At 73.4% G+C, this 19208-nt stretch carries 22 protein-coding genes; 5 read left to right on the top strand and 17 right to left on the bottom strand.

Going from position 1 to position 19208, the window contains the following annotated elements:
• Position 1: 1 nt before the first annotated feature.
• The 3 genes from ACIPEQ_RS11760 to ACIPEQ_RS11750 all read right to left on the bottom strand — a co-directional run bounded on the left by ACIPEQ_RS11760 (position 2) and on the right by ACIPEQ_RS11750 (position 3075).
• Complete coding sequence (locus tag ACIPEQ_RS11760; protein ID WP_402715313.1) at positions 2 to 901, bottom strand: phosphatase PAP2 family protein; 900 nt, start codon at positions 899 to 901, stop codon at positions 2 to 4.
• A gap of 128 nt (positions 902 to 1029) precedes the next feature.
• On the bottom strand, positions 1030 to 2715 hold the full coding sequence (locus tag ACIPEQ_RS11755) for a bifunctional 3'-5' exonuclease/DNA polymerase (protein ID WP_402715312.1): 1686 nt from the start codon (positions 2713 to 2715) through the stop codon (positions 1030 to 1032).
• Positions 2716 to 2826: 111 nt separating this feature from the next.
• Positions 2827 to 3075, bottom strand: a complete 249-nt coding sequence (locus tag ACIPEQ_RS11750; RefSeq protein ID WP_250366337.1) for a hypothetical protein — start codon at positions 3073 to 3075, stop codon at positions 2827 to 2829.
• A gap of 102 nt (positions 3076 to 3177) precedes the next feature.
• On the opposite strand from ACIPEQ_RS11750, the gene ACIPEQ_RS11745 reads away from it, so the two are divergent.
• Positions 3178 to 3399: a hypothetical protein gene (locus ACIPEQ_RS11745; RefSeq protein WP_137768495.1), complete on the top strand. Its 222-nt coding sequence runs from the start codon at positions 3178 to 3180 to the stop codon at positions 3397 to 3399.
• An 18-nt stretch (positions 3400 to 3417) separates the two neighbouring features.
• Here the strand turns inward: ACIPEQ_RS11745 and ACIPEQ_RS11740 are convergent, their stop codons facing one another.
• Positions 3418 to 4791, bottom strand: coding sequence for an L-serine ammonia-lyase (locus tag ACIPEQ_RS11740; protein ID WP_402715311.1), 1374 nt, complete (start codon positions 4789 to 4791; stop codon positions 3418 to 3420).
• Positions 4792 to 4878: 87 nt separating this feature from the next.
• Here ACIPEQ_RS11740 and ACIPEQ_RS11735 point away from each other — a divergent pair, with 87 nt between their 5' ends.
• The gene (locus tag ACIPEQ_RS11735) at positions 4879 to 5697 is read left to right on the top strand and encodes a shikimate 5-dehydrogenase (RefSeq protein WP_402715310.1); all 819 of its coding nucleotides are present in this window, start codon (positions 4879 to 4881) and stop codon (positions 5695 to 5697) included.
• Between the two features lie 53 nt (positions 5698 to 5750).
• Here ACIPEQ_RS11735 and ACIPEQ_RS11730 read toward each other — a convergent pair whose 3' ends face one another.
• Genes ACIPEQ_RS11730 through ACIPEQ_RS11720 form a run of 3 tightly spaced genes read right to left on the bottom strand, consistent with a single transcriptional unit; the run spans position 5751 to position 8366 of the window.
• Complete coding sequence (locus tag ACIPEQ_RS11730) at positions 5751 to 6194, bottom strand: SRPBCC family protein (RefSeq protein ID WP_209823750.1); 444 nt, start codon at positions 6192 to 6194, stop codon at positions 5751 to 5753.
• 3 nt (positions 6195 to 6197) lie between these two features.
• Entirely contained in the window at positions 6198 to 7643 is a 1446-nt protein-coding gene (locus ACIPEQ_RS11725) for a phytoene desaturase family protein (protein ID WP_402715309.1), read from the bottom strand.
• 36 nt (positions 7644 to 7679) lie between these two features.
• Positions 7680 to 8366 (bottom strand): hypothetical protein, encoded by a 687-nt coding sequence (locus ACIPEQ_RS11720; protein WP_402715308.1) that lies wholly within the window; start codon positions 8364 to 8366, stop codon positions 7680 to 7682.
• Positions 8367 to 8467: 101 nt separating this feature from the next.
• Here ACIPEQ_RS11720 and ACIPEQ_RS11715 point away from each other — a divergent pair, with 101 nt between their 5' ends.
• A complete protein-coding gene (locus tag ACIPEQ_RS11715) occupies positions 8468 to 8743 on the top strand; it encodes a hypothetical protein (protein ID WP_126892057.1) in 276 nt (91 codons plus the stop codon).
• A gap of 6 nt (positions 8744 to 8749) precedes the next feature.
• On the opposite strand, the gene ACIPEQ_RS11710 is transcribed toward ACIPEQ_RS11715, so the two are convergent.
• From ACIPEQ_RS11710 to ACIPEQ_RS11675, 8 genes are all read right to left on the bottom strand, one after another.
• Complete coding sequence (locus tag ACIPEQ_RS11710; protein ID WP_402715307.1) at positions 8750 to 9277, bottom strand: GNAT family N-acetyltransferase; 528 nt, start codon at positions 9275 to 9277, stop codon at positions 8750 to 8752.
• A gap of 215 nt (positions 9278 to 9492) precedes the next feature.
• Positions 9493 to 10596: a glycine betaine ABC transporter substrate-binding protein gene (locus ACIPEQ_RS11705; RefSeq protein WP_402715306.1), complete on the bottom strand. Its 1104-nt coding sequence runs from the start codon at positions 10594 to 10596 to the stop codon at positions 9493 to 9495.
• Positions 10593 to 11372, bottom strand: a complete 780-nt coding sequence (locus ACIPEQ_RS11700) for an ABC transporter permease (protein ID WP_126892059.1) — start codon at positions 11370 to 11372, stop codon at positions 10593 to 10595. Before ACIPEQ_RS11700 ends, ACIPEQ_RS11705 begins: the two co-directional genes overlap by 4 nt.
• A complete protein-coding gene (locus tag ACIPEQ_RS11695) occupies positions 11369 to 12661 on the bottom strand; it encodes an ATP-binding cassette domain-containing protein (RefSeq protein WP_402715305.1) in 1293 nt (430 codons plus the stop codon). The genes ACIPEQ_RS11700 and ACIPEQ_RS11695 overlap by 4 nt, the downstream gene beginning before the upstream one ends.
• The gene (locus ACIPEQ_RS11690) at positions 12648 to 13295 is read right to left on the bottom strand and encodes an ABC transporter permease (RefSeq protein WP_066657303.1); all 648 of its coding nucleotides are present in this window, start codon (positions 13293 to 13295) and stop codon (positions 12648 to 12650) included. The genes ACIPEQ_RS11695 and ACIPEQ_RS11690 overlap by 14 nt, the downstream gene beginning before the upstream one ends.
• A 298-nt stretch (positions 13296 to 13593) precedes the next feature.
• Positions 13594 to 14244, bottom strand: coding sequence for a hypothetical protein (locus ACIPEQ_RS11685; protein WP_402715304.1), 651 nt, complete (start codon positions 14242 to 14244; stop codon positions 13594 to 13596).
• Positions 14245 to 14301: 57 nt separating this feature from the next.
• Positions 14302 to 15180 (bottom strand): aminoglycoside phosphotransferase family protein, encoded by an 879-nt coding sequence (locus ACIPEQ_RS11680; protein ID WP_402715303.1) that lies wholly within the window; start codon positions 15178 to 15180, stop codon positions 14302 to 14304.
• Between the two features lie 138 nt (positions 15181 to 15318).
• A complete protein-coding gene (locus tag ACIPEQ_RS11675) occupies positions 15319 to 15999 on the bottom strand; it encodes a ScbR family autoregulator-binding transcription factor (protein WP_402715302.1) in 681 nt (226 codons plus the stop codon).
• Positions 16000 to 16078: 79 nt separating this feature from the next.
• On the opposite strand from ACIPEQ_RS11675, the gene ACIPEQ_RS11670 reads away from it, so the two are divergent.
• Positions 16079 to 16510, top strand: a complete 432-nt coding sequence (locus ACIPEQ_RS11670) for a hypothetical protein (RefSeq protein ID WP_402715301.1) — start codon at positions 16079 to 16081, stop codon at positions 16508 to 16510.
• A 54-nt stretch (positions 16511 to 16564) separates the two neighbouring features.
• On the opposite strand, the gene ACIPEQ_RS11665 is transcribed toward ACIPEQ_RS11670, so the two are convergent.
• Both ACIPEQ_RS11665 and ACIPEQ_RS11660 read right to left on the bottom strand, forming a co-directional pair.
• Entirely contained in the window at positions 16565 to 17716 is a 1152-nt protein-coding gene (locus ACIPEQ_RS11665) for a PP2C family protein-serine/threonine phosphatase (RefSeq protein ID WP_402715300.1), read from the bottom strand.
• On the bottom strand, positions 17713 to 18489 hold the full coding sequence (locus tag ACIPEQ_RS11660; protein ID WP_402715299.1) for a ThuA domain-containing protein: 777 nt from the start codon (positions 18487 to 18489) through the stop codon (positions 17713 to 17715). Before ACIPEQ_RS11660 ends, ACIPEQ_RS11665 begins: the two co-directional genes overlap by 4 nt.
• Before the next feature lie 112 nt (positions 18490 to 18601).
• On the opposite strand from ACIPEQ_RS11660, the gene ACIPEQ_RS11655 reads away from it, so the two are divergent.
• Positions 18602 to 19054, top strand: coding sequence for a DUF3817 domain-containing protein (locus ACIPEQ_RS11655; RefSeq protein WP_402715298.1), 453 nt, complete (start codon positions 18602 to 18604; stop codon positions 19052 to 19054).
• The last annotated feature ends 154 nt before the right edge of the window (positions 19055 to 19208 follow it).

The following is a 19208-nucleotide window of genomic DNA, read 5'->3' as shown; positions in this document are numbered from 1 at the left end:
CCTACCGTGGCGACCTGACCGGGCGTGCCGGTCCACCGCCGCGACGGACGGGTTCCGCGCCCCGGTGCAGGGCCGTCAGGTAGAGCCGGTGCGCCGTGATCACGAGCGCCGACCACGCCAGCCCGAGCGCCCACGCGGCGAGGACGTCCGTCGTCCAGTGGTGCCCGAGGAACACCCGCGAGACGCCGATCGACAGCACGAAGAGCGTGCCGACCACGATCGTCCACACACGGGTCACCGTCCGCGACTGCCGGAGGATGAGCAGGTACACGATCGTGCCGACGACGACCGTAGCGTTGAGCGTGTGACCGGACGGGAACGACGGCGAGTGCTCGTACGGCGGCACCGCGTCGGACAGCGGCGGACGGGCACGGCCGATCAGGTCCTTGCCCGCGATCGTCATGAGGAGCGAGCCGCCGCTCGCCGCCACGAGCAGCACCAGCGGGGTCCAGGCGCGGCGCTGCACCGTGAAGCCGATCAGGAAGCACACCGCGACGATCGGCATCCCGATCGTCCCGGCGATGTCGGTCCACCACGTGACCGCGCGGTCGGCGAACGGGGAGCGCAGGGTGAGCATCCAGTCGAGCACCGGACGGTCGAGCACGGCGACGTCGTCGGACTCGCGGACCGCGTCGTACACCTCCGACGCCGCCCAGGTCGCGGTCACCGCGATGCCGATGCCGATCAGGAGCGTCAGCACGAGCAGCGGGAGCGCGCCGTACCGGCGGCCGAGCGCGGCCCAGGCCTCGGCGACCGCGTGACCGGCGCGCGAGCGCCACGACGTCAGGTCGACGGTGCCCAGGTGCCGGTCCGCCTCGACGGCGGATCGCTCGTCGCGGTCGGCCCGCCCGGCGGCCGCCGCGAGTGGGTCCGTCGGGTCCTCGTGGTCGGCGCGCTGCATCGTCCCACCCTGCCCGTCGGACGCTGCGAGCGCCCGGACCGGACCACGCTGTGAGCATCCGGACCGGACCACGCGGCGGGCGCCCGGACCGGACCACGCTGCGGGCCGCCGGGACCGTGCGGCGGAGCTCAGGCCTTCGCCGCCCCGTAGTCGCGCACCGTCGACACCGTCAGGGGGAACACCACCGGGAAGTCCCGGAAGAGCAGGCGTCCGGCGTCGACCGCCGCGGCGCGGACCTGCTCGGCCACGAACTCGGCGTGCTCGACGGGCGTGTGCACCACGAGCTCGTCGTGCACGAAGAACACCAGGTGCGGGCCGGCCGTCAGCGGGCCCGGGAACCGCGTCGCGAGCCGAGTGCGGAGCGACCCCATCCACGCCAGTGCCCACTCGGCCGCCGTGCCCTGCACCACGAAGTTCCGCGTGAAGCGCCCCCAGCTGCGCGCACGTCCCTCGACCGCCCGCTGCTGCGCCGGGGTGCCGTCCACCGACCACGCGCGGTTCCGTGCGGCGAACCAGGCCTCGTCGGGGACGGGTGACGTCCGGCCGAGCAGCGTCGTGACGGGCTCGCCCCGCTCCCCGGCGCGGGCAGCGCGGTCGACGAGGCCGAGCGCCGCGGGGAACGCCCTGGCCAGCCGCGGCACGAGCCGTCCGGCGTCGCCCTGGGTCGCGCCGTACATCGCGCCGAGCATCGCACCCTTGGCCTGCTGCCGGGTCTCCACGGCACCGGAGGCCACCACGCCGTCGTACAGGTCCCGCCCGTCCCCGGCGGTGGCCATGGCCCGGTCGCCGGCCATCGCCGCGAGCACCCGCGGTTCGAGCTGCGCCGCGTCCGCCACGACGAAGGCCCACCCGTCGTCGGCGACCACCGCGCTGCGGACGGTCCTCGGCAGCTGCATCGCGCCGCCGCCGTCCGCCGCCCAGCGGCCGGTGACGACCCCGCCGACGACGTACTTCGGGTGGAACCGCCCGTCCTGCACCCACTCGTCGAGCCAGGCCCACCCGTTCGCGGTGAGCAGCCGGGAGCGCTGCTTGTACTCGAGCAGCGGTGCGATGACGGGGTGCTCGAGCTCCTGCAGCTCCCACTTGCGGGTCGACGAGACCATCAGTCCGGCTGCTCGGAGCGACCGCAGGACGTCGGCGGGCGAGTCGGGGTTGAGGCCGGGGTCGCCGAGGTGCGCCCGGATCTCCACGGCGAGCTCCTCGAGCCGACGCGGTCGCACCCCCGCGGGCACACGGGGTCCGAGCTCCTGCTCGAGCAGGCGCTCGTGCACGTCGGCGCGCCAGGGCAGCCCGGCGTGCAGGATCTCGGCCGCGACGAGCGCCCCGGCCGACTCCGCGGTCGCCAGCAGGCGCAGCGCTCCCGGGGTCGTCGACGTGGCGATCGCATCGAGCTGCAGCCGGAACTCGGCGACCGGGTCGGCCGGGTCGTCGGCCGGCACGACGGCGAAGAGCGCGTCGTCGAAGAGCCGGGCCTGCGTCGGGCGGGCGGAGCGGGCCTCCTGGCCGGCGGCGTCCCACGTGTCGACCGGGGCCGCGGCGAGGGCGGTGTCCCGTGCGGCGAGCGCGCCGCGCAGGATGCGCCGGCAGAGCCGGAGGTCGGTGCAGCGGCCCACGCGTCCGCCGGATGCGAGGACGGCCGGGTACCAGCGGGCGGTGTCGTCCCAGACCCAGCGCACGTCGGGAGCGTCGTGCGCGGCGACGAAGGCCGGGAGGCCCGGCTCGTCCAGGCGCGTCGGCGCACCGGCCGACTCCCCCGCGTCGGTCAGGGGCGTCGCGGTGACGCCGCCGTCGACGCGGCGGAGGACGAGGTGCACCCGACGATCATCCTCCCTTCCGCGAGACGCAACGTCAGCGGTTGCTCGCAGCGGTACATCGCTGCGCGGTGTCGCCGAGGTTGCGTCGTGCGGAGGCGGGACGCGGAGGGCTCAGTCGGCGTGGTGAGGGTCCTGCGCCGCGTCGGTACGGGGATCGGTACCGGCGGCGTCGCCCGGCCGGACGGCGGCGGAGTCGGCGACGTCGATGCGGACGTCCCCGTCCTCGGCGCGGGAGACTTCGACGCGCGGGTCGGCGTCGTGCTCGTCCGACCCGGACATCCGTCGGAGGGTGTCCTGGCGGCGCTCCTCGAAGGACATGTCGACGCCGTCGCCGAGGTGGTCGTGGTCCGTGTCGCTCATGGGTCCGACCGTACCCGCGGCCACCGCGCCGACTCTCGGCACCGTACTTGAGCGACCGTCGGCGATTTGGTGCGCGAATCGGACAGACGCCATGGTGGAGCGATGGAGACGGAACGCGCACGAGCACCGCGGTGGCGACCGGTCCCCGCGGACGACGTCCCGATCCACGCGGTCGTCCGGTACCGAGACCGGGGGCGGCTCGTCGCCGGCACGGCGGTCGACGTCCTCGACACACCGGGGCGTCCTGCCCTCATCGTCCGCGCGGACGACGGGCAGCACCACGTCGCGCCGCGTGCCGTCCCGCTGGAGATGCGGGTCGCCTGACCGCCCGGTCGCGCCCGTTCAGCAGAGCGGGACGTTGACCGCCAGACCGCCCATCGCGGTCTCCTTGTACTTCGTGGACATGTCGGCGCCGGTCTGGCGCATCGTCTCGACGACCTGGTCGAGCGACACGTGGTGCACACCGTCGCCGCGGAGGGCCATCCGGGCCGCGTTGATCGCCTTGTTCGCGGCGATCGCGTTGCGCTCGATGCACGGGATCTGCACGAGACCACCGATCGGGTCGCAGGTCAGCCCGAGGTTGTGCTCCATCGCGATCTCGGCGGCGTTCTCGACCTGCTCGGGCGTCCCGCCGAGCACCTCGGCCAGCCCGGCTGCGGCCATCGACGCCGCGGAGCCGACCTCGCCCTGGCAGCCGACCTCGGCGCCGGAGATCGACGCCCGCTCCTTGTAGATCGAGCCGATCGCCCCGGCGGTGAGCAGGAACCGGACCACGGCGTCGTCGCGGTCCTCCGGCGCGACCTCGGAGACGTACGTCAGCGCGTAGTACAGCACCGCGGGGATGATGCCGGCGGCGCCGTTCGTCGGGGCGGTGACGACCCGGCCGCCCGTGGCGTTCTCCTCGTTGACCGCCATCGCGGTGAGGTTGACCCACTCCATCGCGAAGAGCGGGTCGTGGTGCGGGTCGTCGCGGGTGAGCTGCTCGTGCCAGTTCGCCGCGCGACGTCGGACCGTCAGCCCCCCGGGCAGCGTGCCGGTGCGGCGGATGCTGCGGTCGACGCTCTCGCGCATGACGTCGTGCACGTGCAGGAGTCCGGCGCGGACCTCGGTCTCGCTCCGGGTGGCGGTCTCGTTCGCCATCGCGATGCCGCTGACGGGCAGGCCGGTCGCGGCGCAGGCGGCGAGGAGCTCGGCGCCGCTCGAGAAGGGGTGCGGGACCGCGTCGTCGACGGGGATGGCGGCCTCGGCCACGGCACCCTCGGTGTCGGTCGTGACGAACCCGCCGCCGATCGAGTAGTAGGTCTCCTCGGCCAGGACCGTGCCCGCCGCGTCGGTCGCCCGGAGCCGCATCGCGTTCGGGTGCCGGGGCAGCATGGTGAGCGGGTGCAGCACGATGTCGGCCTGGCGGAACGGCACGGTCGCGCCTCCCGCGAGCCGCAGCGCGCCGGTCTGCTCGAGCTCGTCGAGCGCGGCCGCCATCACGTCGGGGTCGACGGTCTCGGGGTCGGACCCCATCAGGCCGGCGAGCACCGCCCCGAGCGTGCCGTGCCCCTGGCCGGTCGAGGCGAGCGAGCCGTACAGGTGGACGTCGAGGCCGGCCACGGGGGCGTCGGCGAGCCCGGCTGCGAAGGCCGCTCCGGCTCGCATCGGCCCGACGGTGTGGGAACTCGACGGGCCGATCCCGACGCTGAACAGATCGAAGACGGAGACCGGCACCCCGCCACACTAACCCGTCCGGACGGCGCGGCTCCCGAGCAGCGGAGGTGGACCGCTCCATCGGCACGTGCGTGGGAGACTCGTGCCATGCCCATCCTCCACAAGGACATGCAGGTCTGCATCTCGCTCGCTGCCCGTCCGAGCAACATCGGCACGCGCTTCCACAACTTCCTCTACGACGAGCTCGGGCTGGACTTCGTCTACAAGGCGTTCACGACGACCGACCTGCCCGGTGCCGTCACCGGCATCCGCGCGCTCGGCATCCGCGGCTGCTCGGTGTCGATGCCCTTCAAGGAGGCGATCATCCCCCTCGTCGACGTGGTCGAGGAGTCCGCGGCCGCCATCCAGTCGATCAACACCGTGGTGAACGACGGCGGCGTGCTCACCGCGTCGAACACCGACTACGAGGCCGTCGCGTCGCTGCTCCGCACGCACGAGGTCGACCCGTCGGCCCGCGTGGTCCTCCGCGGGTCCGGCGGCATGGCCAAGGCGGTCACGGCGGCGTTCCGCGGCGCGGGCTTCGAGCAGCTGACCGTCGTCGCGCGCAACGCGGAGACCGGTTCCGCCCTCGCCGAGCAGTACGGCTTCGACTGGGTCGCGACCGAGCAGGAAGCACCGGAGGCCGACGTCCTGGTCAACGTCACCCCGCTCGGCATGCGCGGTGCGGACGAGGACGCACTCGCCTTCGCGCAGGACCGGGTCGAGGCCGCGACCACCGTCTTCGACGTGGTCGCGTTCCCCTCCGAGACCCCGCTGGTCCGGGCCGGTCGCGCCGCCGGTGCGCGCGTGATCACCGGCGCCGAGGTCATCGCGCTGCAGGCAGCGCGCCAGTTCGAGCGGTACACGGGCGTCGCCCTGACGGACGACCAGGTGCGTCGAGCGAGCGAGTTCAGTCGCGCAGAGTGACCGGATGACGGTCTGGAGGCTCGTGGCGGCGCCGCCACGAGCCTCCAGACCGTCTAGTGGACGCCCGCGCGACCCTCCGCGACCCAGCGGAGGCGCCGGATGCTCTCGTTGTTGCGGATCCAGATGCCGGGCTGCGCGATGAACCCCGGGACGAGCGACCCCGGGCCCCGCACGGGGTTCTCACGGAGGGTCACGCGGCTCCCCCGCGGATGCGGTTCCACCTCGACCTCGACGCGGGCCTCACCGACCGGCCAGCCCTTCGCCTGGATCACCAGGCGACGCGGCTCGTCGACCTCGAGCACGATCGTCGTGTCGTTGATCAGGAACGGCCAGATGCCGAACGAGTGGTGCAGCTCCGTGCCGACGGCGGGCCACCCCGGGTCCTGGCCGCGCATGCGCGAGGCGCCGACCACCCAGGTCGGGTAGAGCCAGCCGTCGCGGAGCACGTCGAAGACGGCCTCCGGGCTGCAGTGCACGATGCGGACGTTCTTCGCCATGGTTCAGTCCTCCGGTGCGAGGTCGACGTGCTCGGACAGTCCGAAGGTGTGGCGCAGCGCACTGCGGGCCGCGTGCCAACCCGCCATGCCGTGCACACCCGGACCGGGCGCGGACGCCTCCGAGCACAGGTACATGCCGCCGCCCATCCGCCACGGGTCCGACGACAGGACGGGCCGCTTGACGAGCTGCCAGAAGCTCGCGGCCCCGGCGGCGATGTCGCCGCCGACGTAGTTCGGGTTGTACTCCCCCATCTGCACGGCCGTGCGGCTGCTCGACTGCAGGATCGTGTCGCGGAACCCCGGCGCGAAGCGCTCGACCTGCCGCACGATCGCGTCGGTCGGGTCGACGTCGGAACCCGCCGGCACGTGCGCGTACGCCCAGAAGACGTGCTTGCCGCGGGGTGCGCGACCCGGGTCGACCACGGTCGGCTCCGAGCCGAGCACGTAGGGGCGTTCCGCGTGCCGACCCTGCGCCACCGCCCGCTCCGCCTCGGCGATCTCCGCGCGGGTGCCGCCGATGTGGACCGTGCCCGCCTTCCGCAGCTCGGTGTTCGTCCACGGCACCGGGTCGGACAGCGCGAAGTCGACCTTGGCCGCCGCGTTGCCGAACCGGAAGCGGCGCAGTGCCCCGCGCTTCGGGGTGGGGATCTGCTTCCCGGCGATGTGGAGCATGCCGGGAACGCTCGTGTCGAAGAGGACCGCCTTCGCCGGGGTGAGGTCGGCGAGCGAGCGCACCTCGCGGCCGGTCTCGATCGTGCCGCCGTGCGCGACGAGGTCGGCGGCGAGCGCGTCCACGATCGCCTGGCTGCCGCCGATCGGCACCGGCCACCCGCGGGCGTGCGCGTACGACCCGAGCGACAGTGCGGCCGCGGCGGTCGACAGGGACGGCATGTGCTGGATCGAGTGTGCGGCGACGCCCGACACCATCGCGGGCGCCACCTCGTCGCGGAAGCGGACGTTCCACGCGGCGCTCCCCTGCTCGAGGGCGCGGAGGCCGAACCGCAGGACCGTGAGCGGGTGCCGCGGGACGTGCAGCAGCGCGTCCGTGGCGAAGTCGGCGACCTGGTCGGCGTTGCCGGACAGGGGCGCCATGAGGTTCCGGAACGCCCGGCCGTCGATCCCGAGGCCCTCCGCGGTGCGCTCGAGGTCCCGGTAGGCGATGCCGGCGCGGCCGCGGTCGAGGGGGTGTCCGTACTGCACCTCGGGCAGCCGGAGCTCGATGCGGTCCTCCATGCGGAAGAGCCGGAAGAACTCGGACTGCAGCGCCATCGGGTGCACCGCGGAGCAGACGTCGTGGTGGAACCCGGGCAGCGTCAACTGTGCCGTGCGGGCGCCGCCGCCGATCGTGTCGTTCCGCTCGACGACCTCGACCGACAGACCGGCCCGCGCGAGCGTCACCGCCGCCGCGAGTCCGTTCGGTCCGGCACCGACGACCACCGCATCAACCATGTGTCCGAGCCTAGGGTCCGGTGCCCCCGCGGGCGGTCAGGGGCGGGCGGTGTCCGCGTCGGCGGGGTCCGTGCCGTCCTCGGGGCCGTCACCCTCGTCGGGTTCGTCCGCGTCGACCGGCGTCGCGACCGGTGCCTCGGCGCCCGCGGGGTGCTCGGCGAGCAGCGCCGCGAAGTCCTCGTCGAGCATCTGCTGCACGCGTTCGTCGCGGCCGATCTCGTAGTCCTCGGTCGGTCGTTGCGCCCATCCGAGGCGCCCGACGACGGTCGTGCCGATGTCGTCCCAAGCCCGGGCACGGGCCTGCAGCACGATGCGGTCGACGAAGCCCTGGTCGTCGCGCCGCCGGTCGAGCATCTCGGCGAGCTGCTCGTAGGTGGCCTCGCGCGTGCGGAGCTTCAGGTCGTCGCCGCGCTTGTAGTCGTGCTGGTGCTGCGAGCGCCCCCGCTTGTTGCTCGACGTCGACCGGATCTCCCGCATGCGGGCGGCGTCACCGCGCTGCTCCTCGGCCATGCGGTGCAGTTCCTCGCGGGTGGCCTCGGCGATGACGGCGTGGTCGAAGTACCCCTGGTCGCGGAGGGCGTTCGTGATGATGCGGTTCGCCACGGCGACGGTGACCGCGGCCTTGGCGATGAGGAAACCCTCGTCCACGGCACGCTTCAGCTCGACCTGGCTCACGGGTCGGTCGCGAACGTCGTTCCTGGTGCGTCGTCCGAACAGGGCCATGCTCCGACGATACCGGCGTGCGGCCGTCCGTCCGCAGGAGGACCCGCGATCACACCCCGGAGGGACGCGCCGCCACGTCGGTGACCCGTAGCGTCGATGCCATGACCACCGTGCAGCACACCCCCCGGACCGGCCTCGGCACCGCGAGCCTCGTGCTCGGGATCTGCTCGCTCCTCGCCGGCTGGACCTTCTTCGCCCCCGTCGTCGGCCTCTGCCTCGGCATCGCGTCCCGCAGCCGGGAACCGATGGCGCGCGGTCGGGCGGGGTGGGGGATCCTGCTCAACCTCGTCGCCCTGGCGGTGTGGATCCTGGTGGGCGTGCTGCTCGTGCTCGGTGGCACCTTCGCCGTGTGGTCGGGTGCGACCCAGGGTCGCTGACGGCCGTCAGGTCACCAGCCCGTACACCGCCACGTCGACCCGTCGGGGTCCGAGCGGCAGGGCGCTGCGCAGCGTCCCCTCGTGCACGAACCCGAGCCGCTCCGCCAGCGCCCGACTCCGGACGTTGTCGACGCCGGTGCGGACCTCCACCCGGGCGCTCCCCCGCTCGCGGGCGACGTCCACCAGTGCGGAGGCGGCCCGGTGGACGATGCCCCGGCCCTCGTACCGCTCGTCGATCCAGTAGCCGAGCGACGCCTGGCCCAGGTAGGGGTCGAGGGCGAGCGACGCCGACCCGACGATGCGTCCGTCCACGCGGATGACGCACGGCACCGCGCGGTCCATCGCGTACTGCCCGAGGAGCTGCTCGGTGTGCAGCACGAGGGAGTCCCGCGAGACCGACGCCCACGCCCAGGGCTCCGCCGCCCGCAGCCGCACGAGGTTGGCCTGCACGAGGTCGTGGACGGCGTCGACGGTGCTCAGGTCGCGCAACGACAGCGCGCACCCGTCGCCGAGGTCCCGTCCCGAAGCCGCCACGCGTCCGACACTATGCACGCGGACCCGGCACGTCCGGAGACGGGAGGTCCGGCACGGACGCAGGACGCGACGCGACGCGACGCGATGCGACGCGACCGCGGTACCGCCGAGGCGACCAGGCGGACGACGGGAGGCGCGGCACCCACCGGCACCGCGCCTCCCGTCCGAGGGTCCGACCGTCCGACCGTCCGACCGTCCGACCGTCCGACCGTCGGTCAGGGTGCGGTGATGAAGCCCTTGTCCACCATCCAGTCGAACGCGACGTCCGCCGGCTCGCGCCCCTCGACGTCGACCTGCCGGTTCAGCTCCTGCAGGGCCTCGTCGGTGAGCTCGGGCGAGATCTGGTCGTACACGTCGCGGAGCTGCGGGTACTCCTCCAGCGTCTCGGAGTCGATCACGGGCGCGACGTTGTACGCCGGGAAGAACCCGCGGTCGTCCTCGAGCACCGTCAGGCCGAGCGACTTGATGCGGCCGTCGGTGGTGAAGACCTCGCCGAAGTTGCACTTGCCCCGGTCGGTCGCGGTGTACACGGTGCCGGTGTCGAGGATGCTGACGTTCGACGTCGGCACGCCGTTCTCGCCGGACCCGCCGAGCTCCAGCCCGTACTTCTCGAGCATCGGCTTGAAGCCGTCCGCACGGGAGTTGAACTCCGACTCGACGCAGAACGTGCGCTGGTCGACCGGCAGCTTCGTGATGTCCGAGAGGGTCTTCACGTCGTCGAGCTCGGACACGGCCTCGTCACGCACCGCGAACGCGTAGGTGTTGTTCATCGGCGCGGGTTCGAGCCAGGTCAGCCCGTTGCCGGCGTCCTCGTCCTTGACCGCCTGCCACTGCTCGGTCTTGTCCGGGATCCCCTGCTCGTGCGCCATGAAGGTCAGCCAGGCGGTCCCCGTGTACTCGTAGGTGAAGTCCGCGCCGTGCGAGGTCATCAGCTCGCGCACCGCGACCGACCCCGGCACGTTCGTCTCGTCGGTGACGTCGAACCCGGCCGCCTTCGCGGCGAGGACGGCGATCTTGCCGAGGACGAGCTGCTCGGTGAAGTTCTTCGACGTGACGGTCAGCTTCGCGTCGTCCGGCAGGTCGTCGATGCGCTGGATCGACCCCGGGGCGGCGCCCGGCACGAAGGACGCGGCGGGCTGCAGGCCGCAGCCGGTGAGGACGAGGGCGCTCGCCCCCGCCACGGCGGCGGCGGTCACCCAGCGGCGACCGGCGGACGGACGGGAGGCGCGGCTCGCGTCGCGCGGGCCGGCGTGCGTCGAGGCGCCGTGCGTCGAGACGGTGTGCGTCGAGACGGTGTGCGTCGAGTCGTCGGGCATCATCGGAGTCCCTTCGGTCGTGCGACCGTCTCGACCACGCGGCCGATCCAGTCGATGGTCAGGGCGAGGAGCGCCACCAGGAGCGCCCCGGAGACGAGCACCTTCGGCAGGAACAGGTTCACGCCCGTGGTGATGAGGAGGCCGAGGCCGCCCGCGCCGACGAAGGTCGCCAGGCTCGCGGTGCCGACGAGCAGCACCAGCGCCGTCCGGATGCCGGAGAGCATGACCGGGACCGCCAGCGGCAGTTCGACCTTGAGCAGCACGCTGAGGGCGCTCATGCCCATGCCCCGGCCGGCCTCGACGAGCCGGTCGTCGACGCTCTGCACACCGAGCATGGTGTTCCGGAGGACCGGCAGGATCGCGTAGAGCACGAGGGCGACGACCGCCGACCAGCTGTTCAGTCCGAGCCAGGCCGCGAGCAGCACGATGAGCCCGACCGCGGGGGCCGCCTGGCCGAAGTTCGCGACGGCGATGACGGTGGTGCTCGCCCGACGGAAGGGCCCGCGGGTGAGCAGGACCCCGAGCGGGATGCCGATCACGAGCACGAGCACGGTGGCCTGGAGCGTCAGGACGAGGTGCTGGCCGGTGAGCTCGAGGATGCCCGACGGGTTCAGGGTCGAGCGCTCGGTCGCACTGAGGTCCGCCGTGTTCAGCCAGACGACCCAGGCGGCGAGGACCACCAGGATCGCGATCGGCTGGACGAGCAGCCCCTTCCACGGGGTGCGCTGCGCGGTGCCCGGGCCGGCTGCGGCGGGGGCGTCGGTCGCGACGGTGGTCACAGGTCCTCCCCGGACGTCGCGACCGTCGGGGCCACGGGCGAGGACGGCAGGGTCTCGATCGGGTTCGTGTTCGTGCCGACGGGCGTGTACGCCTGCTCGTCCGCCGCGGCCGCACGGGACCGGGTGATGGCCTCCATGACGGTCTCGACGGTGATGACACCGCGGAAGGCGTCGCGGCGACCGGTGACGAGCGCGGCACCGGCGCTCGACACGAGCATGGTGTCGAGCGCGTCGTTGAGCGTCGCGGCCTCGCCGACGACGGGCAGGGCCGGGTCGATGCCCTCGGGGATGCGGTCGAGGCGCTCGAGCTGCCGACGCGACGGCCAGCCGATCGGGCGCTGGCGGCGGTCGACCACGACGGCGTGCCCGTGCCGTCCGGCCTCGTCCATGCGCTGCAGGACGGCCTTCGCGTCCTCGCCCGGCGAGCAGGTGACGGCGTCGACGACGTCGACGTCCCGCACGCGGTTCAGCGTCAGCTGCTTCAGGCCGGCGCCGGAGCCGATGAAGTTCTCCACGAACTCGTTCGCCGGCTCGGCCAGGATGCGCTCCGGGGTGTCGTACTGCACGATGTGCGCCCCCTCGGTGAAGATCACGATCCAGTCGCCGAGCTTCACGGCCTCGTCGAAGTCGTGCGTGACGATGACGATCGTCTTGTGCAGTTCCTCCTGGATGCGCAGGAGCTCGTCCTGCAGGCGCTGCCGTGTGATCGGGTCGACGGCACCGAACGGCTCGTCCATGAGCAGGACGGGCGGGTCGGCGGCGAGCGCCCGGGCCACGCCGACGCGCTGCTGCTGGCCGCCGGAGAGCTCCCGCGGGAAGCGGTCGCGGTAGGTGTCGGGGTCGAGCGAGACGAGGTCGAGGAGCTCGTCGACGCGGGCGGCGATCTTCTCCTTCGACCAGCCGAGCATCTTCGGCACGATCGCGATGTTCGCCGCGACCGTCATGTGCGGGAAGAGCCCGCCGGCCTGGATCACGTAGCCCATGCGGCGGCGGAGCTCGTCACCGTCGATGCTGGTGACGTCCTCGTCGCCGACGACGATGCGCCCCTCGGTGGGCTCGATGAGCCGGTTGATCATCTTGAGCGTGGTGGTCTTGCCGCAGCCGGACGGGCCGACCAGCATGACGACCTTGCCGGCCGGGATCTCGAGCGTGATGCCGTCGACGGCGGGCTTCTGCTGCCCCGGGTACCGCTTGGTGACCTCGTCGAGCAGGATGCTTCGACCGGTCACGTCCCCCTCGGGCGCGGTGCCGGATGCGTGGTCGGTGGTGGCGTGGTCAGTGCTGGACACGGATACCTCTCGGTGTGGTCAGGCGGCCGAGGCCGATGAGGAGCAGGTCGAGGACGAGGGCGAGCAGGACGACCCCGACCACCCCGACGACGACGGAGTTCAGGGCGTTGGCGCCGCCGAGCCGGGAGAGCCCGGAGAAGATGAAGCCGCCGAGCCCGGGGCCGAGCGCGTAGGCGGCGATGGCGGCGATGCCCATCACCATCTGTGCGGACACCCGCACGCCGCTCAGGATGATCGGCCACGCCATCGGCAGCTCGACCTGCAGCAGGGTGCGCATCCGGCTCATGCCGATCCCCCGCGCGGACTCGACGACGGTCGGCGGGATCTCGGCGAGGCCGACCACCGCGTTCCGCAGGATCGGCAGCGTGGCGAAGAAGACGACGGTGACGACGGACGGCACGACGCCGAACCCGAGCGGCACGATGAGCAGACCGATCACGGCGAACGACGGCAGGGTGAGCCCGACGGCGGACACCCCGTTCGCGATCGACGTCAGTTGCGGACTGCGGTAGACGAGTGCTGCGAGCACCACTGCGATGAGCGTGGCGAGCACGGTGCACTGGACGACCAGTGAGAAGTGCTGCCACGACGAGAACCAGATCTGGTCCCATCGCTCCACGACGTACTGGAACACGGTGTGTGCACCCCTCCCTGGTCGGCCGAACGGCCCACAGACCGGGGCACGAACCTGACCGACCGTACGCAGGCGAGGGGGTACTTGACCAACGGCAAGCAACCGACCCGTGCAGATGCTGCAATTCCACGCAGGGAGAAAGCCCCGGTCAGGGGCAGGTGCCGGCCCCTCACCTGGGAGAACGGTAACGATGTCGAGCGGCGGTCGGCTACCCGGGCGTCCTGCGTCGGAACGGGGACGGCCCGTCGTACGGGGTACGACGGGCCGTCCGAGGGCCAGGGAGCGCCGGGGGCACCCCTCACCCGGACACGGGCACGGGCACGGGCACGGGCACGCGACGAGCGGCGACCCGATCGGCCTCGTGCACGGCGACGCGTTCCGCGGTGAGGAGCAGTGACGCGACCTCCGCGCCGGTGCGCCCGGGGCGGTCGTTCCAGGTGGTCAGGTCGCGGACCCGGGCCATCCGGACGTCCGGCGCCGGACACCAGACGACCGGTCGGCCCTCGTCGGCGGCCAGGGCGTGCCACACGAGGTCGAGGGCGCGCTGCACCTGCTGCGAGTGCACGACGTGCGGTCCGCCCGCCGCCGAGACGACCGCGCCGACCAGGCAGGCTGCGACGAGCGGTCGGCCCTGTGCGGCGAGCGCCGCGGCACTCGACGCCTTGCGCAGCCGCCCGTGCTCGTCGAGGTAGGCGAACCACGAGTGCTGGATCCACCCGCGTTCGACCACGCCGCGCGCGCCGGTCAGCAGGCGTTGCAGGTCGTCGAGCTCGTGCAGGTGGGCGACCGCACGACGATCGCGGGCGACCGCGCGACGGACGGCCAGGCGGTCGAGCAGGCCGCGCAGACCGGTGCAGCGGGTGGCGGCTCGGGCGGTGTCGGCTCGGGCGGACGGGGCGGGAGAGGCGTCGGTGTCGACGTCGTGCGGGACGTGGAACTCGAGGGTCATCAGGCCCCTCCGATCTCCAGTGCACGGACAGGTGAGGGAACGGTAACCCCTGCCGGCTCAGCCGTCCAGCACCGCGTCGATCGCACGGGCCGCGACCGTCCGGAAGGCGTCGTCGTCCGTCACGGCGAGCGCCGACGCGATCGACACCGCCCATCCGCGCGCCCGGGTCCAGGTGTCGGGGTCCGCGTCGACGAGCGTCGCGAACGTCCGCGCGCCGGCGTCGTCGAGCGTCAGCCACCGGGTGGCGAGGTCGACCGCCGGGTCCCCCGCGGTCAGGTCGCCGAAGTCCACCACCGCCGACAGGCGTCGGTCGCCGGGGGGCGTCGGCTCGACGAGCAGGTTGAACGGGTGCAGGTCCCCGTGCACCCAGACGGGAGGCCCGGCGTGCGTCGGCGCACCGGCCGCGGTCCGCCAGAGCGCAGCCAGCTCCACGGCACGGGGCACGTCGCCCTCCGCCAGTCGCGTCAGGACGGCGTCGCTCCGCGTCGCGAGCGGGACGGCGCGGACCGGGTTGACGGGGGCGTCCGGCGGGGCGGGCACGTGCAGGCGGATCGCCACGGCGGCGAGGTCGCGGGCGACCCGGACCCCCTGGGCCCGCTCCCCCGCGGGGCGACCGGGCAGCCACGGCACGACGCTCCACGCCCAGGGGTAGCCGAGCGCCGGGCGGCCGGTGCGGACGGGCTCCGGGAGCGGCGCCGCGTCGCCGACCAACGCGGCGATCGTCGGCAGCCAGCGCTGCTCGTGCTCGACCAGGGTGGCGGCGGCTGCGCGGCGGGGCAGGCGCACGGCCAGGGTCTCCCCGGCACGGACCACGACGTTGTCCCACCCGCTCGCGACGACCCGCAGGGGCAGGTCGGCGAGGTCCGGGTGCTGGTCGCGGAGCAGTGCGGCGACGAGCGCGACGTCGACGTGGAACTCGGCGGCCGGGGTGCCCATCACGCCAGGGTAGGGCGGCGGTGCGATCCCCGCGAACGTGGGGCTGCTGCGGAAACGTACTCCTTGGTATCCTCCAAGGGAAGTGACGTGGGTGTCCCTGGGGGGACCCGCGTCGCTCAGACCTCCCCAGGGCCCGGGTCAGCCGCTTGCGGGCCGTCGGTCCTCGGCATCGCCCGGGCGGATGATCGCCACGAGGCGCGGCACCTCCGGCCGGGTCCGTTCGCTGGCGATCGCCGTCAGCAGCACCGTCCACAGCTCACGGAGCCGCTCGAACAGGTCGGCGCGGTCGTGCAGCATGTCCGAGAACATCTGGACGCCCGCCACCGCCGGGCTCACCACGTGACCGATCACCCGTGGGTCCCACGACGGGTCGACCTCGCCCGCGTCGATCGCACGTCGGATGAGGTCGGCGGTGTGCTCGACCCAGTACTCGTGAGGGCGATCACGTGGGATCGCCCGGGCGTTCGGGTCGGTGGCGAGCCGGAGTCCCGCACGGACCACGACCTCCTCCACCATCTGGGTGGCGACGCCCTGCGACATCCACATCAGGGACTCGAGCGGCGAGGTCGAACGGGTGGCCGCGACCTCGGCGTAGCGCCGGGAGATCTCGTCCTGCCCGGCGATCACCGCGCCGGCGATGTCGACCTTCGAGCGGAAGTGGAAGTACAGCGCACCCTTCGTCATGCCGGCCCGCTCGGCGACGCCGTCCATCGACGCCCCCACGAACCCGCGCTCGTCGAACTCGGCCGCCGCCGCCTCGATGAGGGCCGCACGGGTCGCGACCGCCCGCTCCTGCCTGACCCGGCCGTCCTGCGCCATGCCGTCGATGCTAGCCAGCCGGTGCTGCGGGAAGGAGGCCCTCAGGGGACCCCCCGAGCGCTGCCGTACGGTGACCGGCATGGACGGATGGCGGGACCCGCGGCGCTGGGTACGGGCGGGACGGTGGCTGCTGCTGCCGATCACCGTGCTCGACTGGGTGGCGCTCGCTCCGCAGCCCGTCGTCGTCATCGCGTTCCTGATCGCCGTGCTCGGCATGGCCGGGATGGCCGCCGCGCTCGTCGTCCGGATGCTGCACCGCTCCCGCGGCGCGATGGCAGGACTCGGGGTGCTGCTGTTCCTCGGCGGGCTCGTCGTCCTCGGGCTCGACCCGTTCCCCGGCACCGTGCCGTTCCTCGACCCGTGGTGGCCGGACGCGATCACCCAGCCGCAGGTCGTCGGCAGCGCCTACTGGAAGACCGCCGGCCTCGGCGTCGAACTCGCCGGCTTCGCGCTCCTGGCCACGCTGCTCGTCACCGCCGCGACCGGTCGCCCGGCTCCGCGGGGCCGCTGAACCGCCCGGTCGACCGGGGCCGCTGGTCCGCCTGCTCCCCCGAGCTCCGTGCGGTCAGGTGCGCGTGAGCACCACGAGGGCGACGCCCGCGCCGCTGCCGCCGATCGGCACGAGCGACCGGACGTGCGCGACGAGGTCCCCGGGGTGGGCCACCGCCGACGCCGCGAGGGCCTGCACGTCGCCGGTCCCGTCGAGTGCCAGGGTGCCGTCGGTGACGAGCACCAGGCGGTCCCCCGGCGCGAGGTCGAGCGCTCCGACGGTCCGGGGCACGGATCCGGGCTGCAGGCCGATCGGCAGGTCCGTGGACCGGAGCGCCGTCGCGGTCCCGTCGGCCCGCACGTGCAGCGCCGGACCGTGTCCGGCACCGACCCACTCCGCGTGACCCGTCGTCGGGTCGAGGCGCGCGTGCAGGAGCGACCCGACGGCGCCGCCGGCCGACAGGTCGGGGGCGAGCTGCGCCTCCAGGCCGGTGAGGGCGTCACGGAGCGGCAGGCCGCTGCGCGCGACGACCGCGGCCCGCACCGAGGCGGCGAGGAGCGCCGAGGCCCGACCCGCAGCGGAGACCGTCCCGACCGTGACCTGGACCGCCCCGTCAGCAGCGGCGCGCCAGTCGACCAGGTCGCCGCCGTGCTCGTCCGGCTCGAGGAACCCGTCCACCGAGGCACCCGGCACCGTGACCGGGTCGGGCACCAGCCCGGTGAGGACGCGCCGCACCCGGCCCCGCTCGATCGAGTGGCCGAGCTCGCGCTCCGCCCACCGAGCGAGGTCCCCGAGGAGCGCGAGGTCCTCGTCGGAGAAGACCCGGGGCTGCGCGTCCATCACGCACAGCGTCCCCACGCGCGTGCCGTCCGGCATCGTCAGCGGCGCACCGGCGTAGAAGCGCACCCCGTACTCGGTCACTGCGGGCGTGTCGGCGAACCGGACGTCGAGGAGCGTGTCCGGGATCACCATCGGTCCTGGCGTCAGCACGGTCGTCGCGCAGAACTGCCCGGTGGCCGGCACGCTCGTACCCTGCTGGAACCCGTACGTCGACTGCGTGGTGACGAGGTCGGCGTGGACGAGGTTGAGGAACGTCAGCGGGACGCCGAACGCCTCGTGGGTCATGCGGGTGATGCGGTCGAAGCGCTCCTCCGGGCCGGAGCCCAGGACGGCGAGCGCCTCGATCACCGCGGTGCGCCTGTCCGCACCGTCGAGCTGGTTGGTCACCCCTCCTGTGTACCCGCACCCGCGTCGAGGAACCAGTCCCGCGGGTGGGGGTCGGCGGTCAGCTCGCGCCGCTCGGACACCGGAGCGGCCCAGGCCGCCGCGTTCGCGAGCACCCGCTGGACGTCCGGGTGGTGGTAGACGGGGTACTCCTGGTCGCCCGGCGAGAAGTAGAACACCCGGCCGAGACCGCGGCGGTATGCGACACCGGAGCGGAAGACCTCGCCGCCGGCGAAGGTCGACAGGAAGACCTCCTCGTCGGGGCGCGGGATGTCGAAGTACTCGCCGTACATCTCCTGGCGGTCGATGACGATCGGGTGCGGGACGCCGGCGGCGATCGGGTGCTCGGGCGCGATCGTCCAGACGAGCTCGCGCTCCCCGTCGTTCCGCCACTTCAGCGAGCACGTGGTGCCCATCAGCCGGGTGAACGGCTTCGAGTAGTGCCCGGAGTGCAGCACCACCAGGCCCATGCCGGCCTGCACGGCCTCGACGACGCGGGTGACGACCTCGTCCGAGACGTCCTGGTGCGCGACGTGTCCCCACCAGAACAGCACGTCGGTCTGCGCCAGGCGCTCCGCGGCGAGACCGTGCTCCGGCTCCTGGAGCGTGGCGGTGCGCACCGAGGCCTCGGGGTGGTGCTCGCGGAGTGCGGCGGCGATGACGGTGTGCATGCCGTCGGGGTAGTGCCCGAGCACGGTCGCGTCACCGCGGCTCTCGTGCACGTTCTCGTTCCAGACGACGATGTTCAGGGGACGGCTCTCGGTCGGCGCTGACATGTCCCCGACGCTACCCGCTCCTTCGGTCGAATCGATACGAGCGGCGGTGTGTCCGGGATGTGGCGGGGGCGTGTCGGGGCTTCTCCCGGACGGGTGCGCGACCATGTGGGGCATGACCCCTCGCTCCCTGTTCCGCGCCGCCGCGGTGGCCGAACTCGTGACCTGGACCCTCCTGATCGCCGGGATGGTGCTGAAGTACGGGCTGGACGTCGGCGACTGGGGCGTGCGGATCGGCGGGAGCATCCACGGCTTCGTGTTCCTGGCGTACCTCGTGGTCACCACGGTCGTCGCGGTGAACCAGCGGTGGTCGGTCGGGGCACTCGTGCTCGGGTGGGTCAGCGCCATCGTGCCGTACGCCACCGTGCCGTTCGAGGTCGCCGTCGCCCGGCGCGGCATGCTCGAGGGCCCCTGGCGACGCTCCCCGGACGACCGGTCGGGCACCTGGGACCGGCTGCTCTTCTTCGTGGTGCGGCGCCCGGCGGTGGCGGCCGGCATCGGTGTCGTGGCCGTCGCGCTCGTGTTCTCCGCCCTGCTGGTCGTCGGTCCCCCGGTCCCGAAGGGCTGACGCGGCGCCGCGGCGGCCGTCCCCCCGTCGGTGCGGCGGTGCGGCGGTGCGGCGGCGCGGCGGTGCGGCGAGCGGGCGAGACACGCCGCTCACGTCCGCCGAGCGGGTGCGTTCCGTCGCGTCCGGGTGCCGAGCGAGACAGATCTGGCCCGCT

Source organism: Curtobacterium sp. NPDC087080 (assembly GCF_044745105.1).
GTDB lineage: Bacteria > Actinomycetota > Actinomycetes > Actinomycetales > Microbacteriaceae > Curtobacterium.
This window is presented reverse-complemented; position numbering and strand designations above follow the sequence as displayed.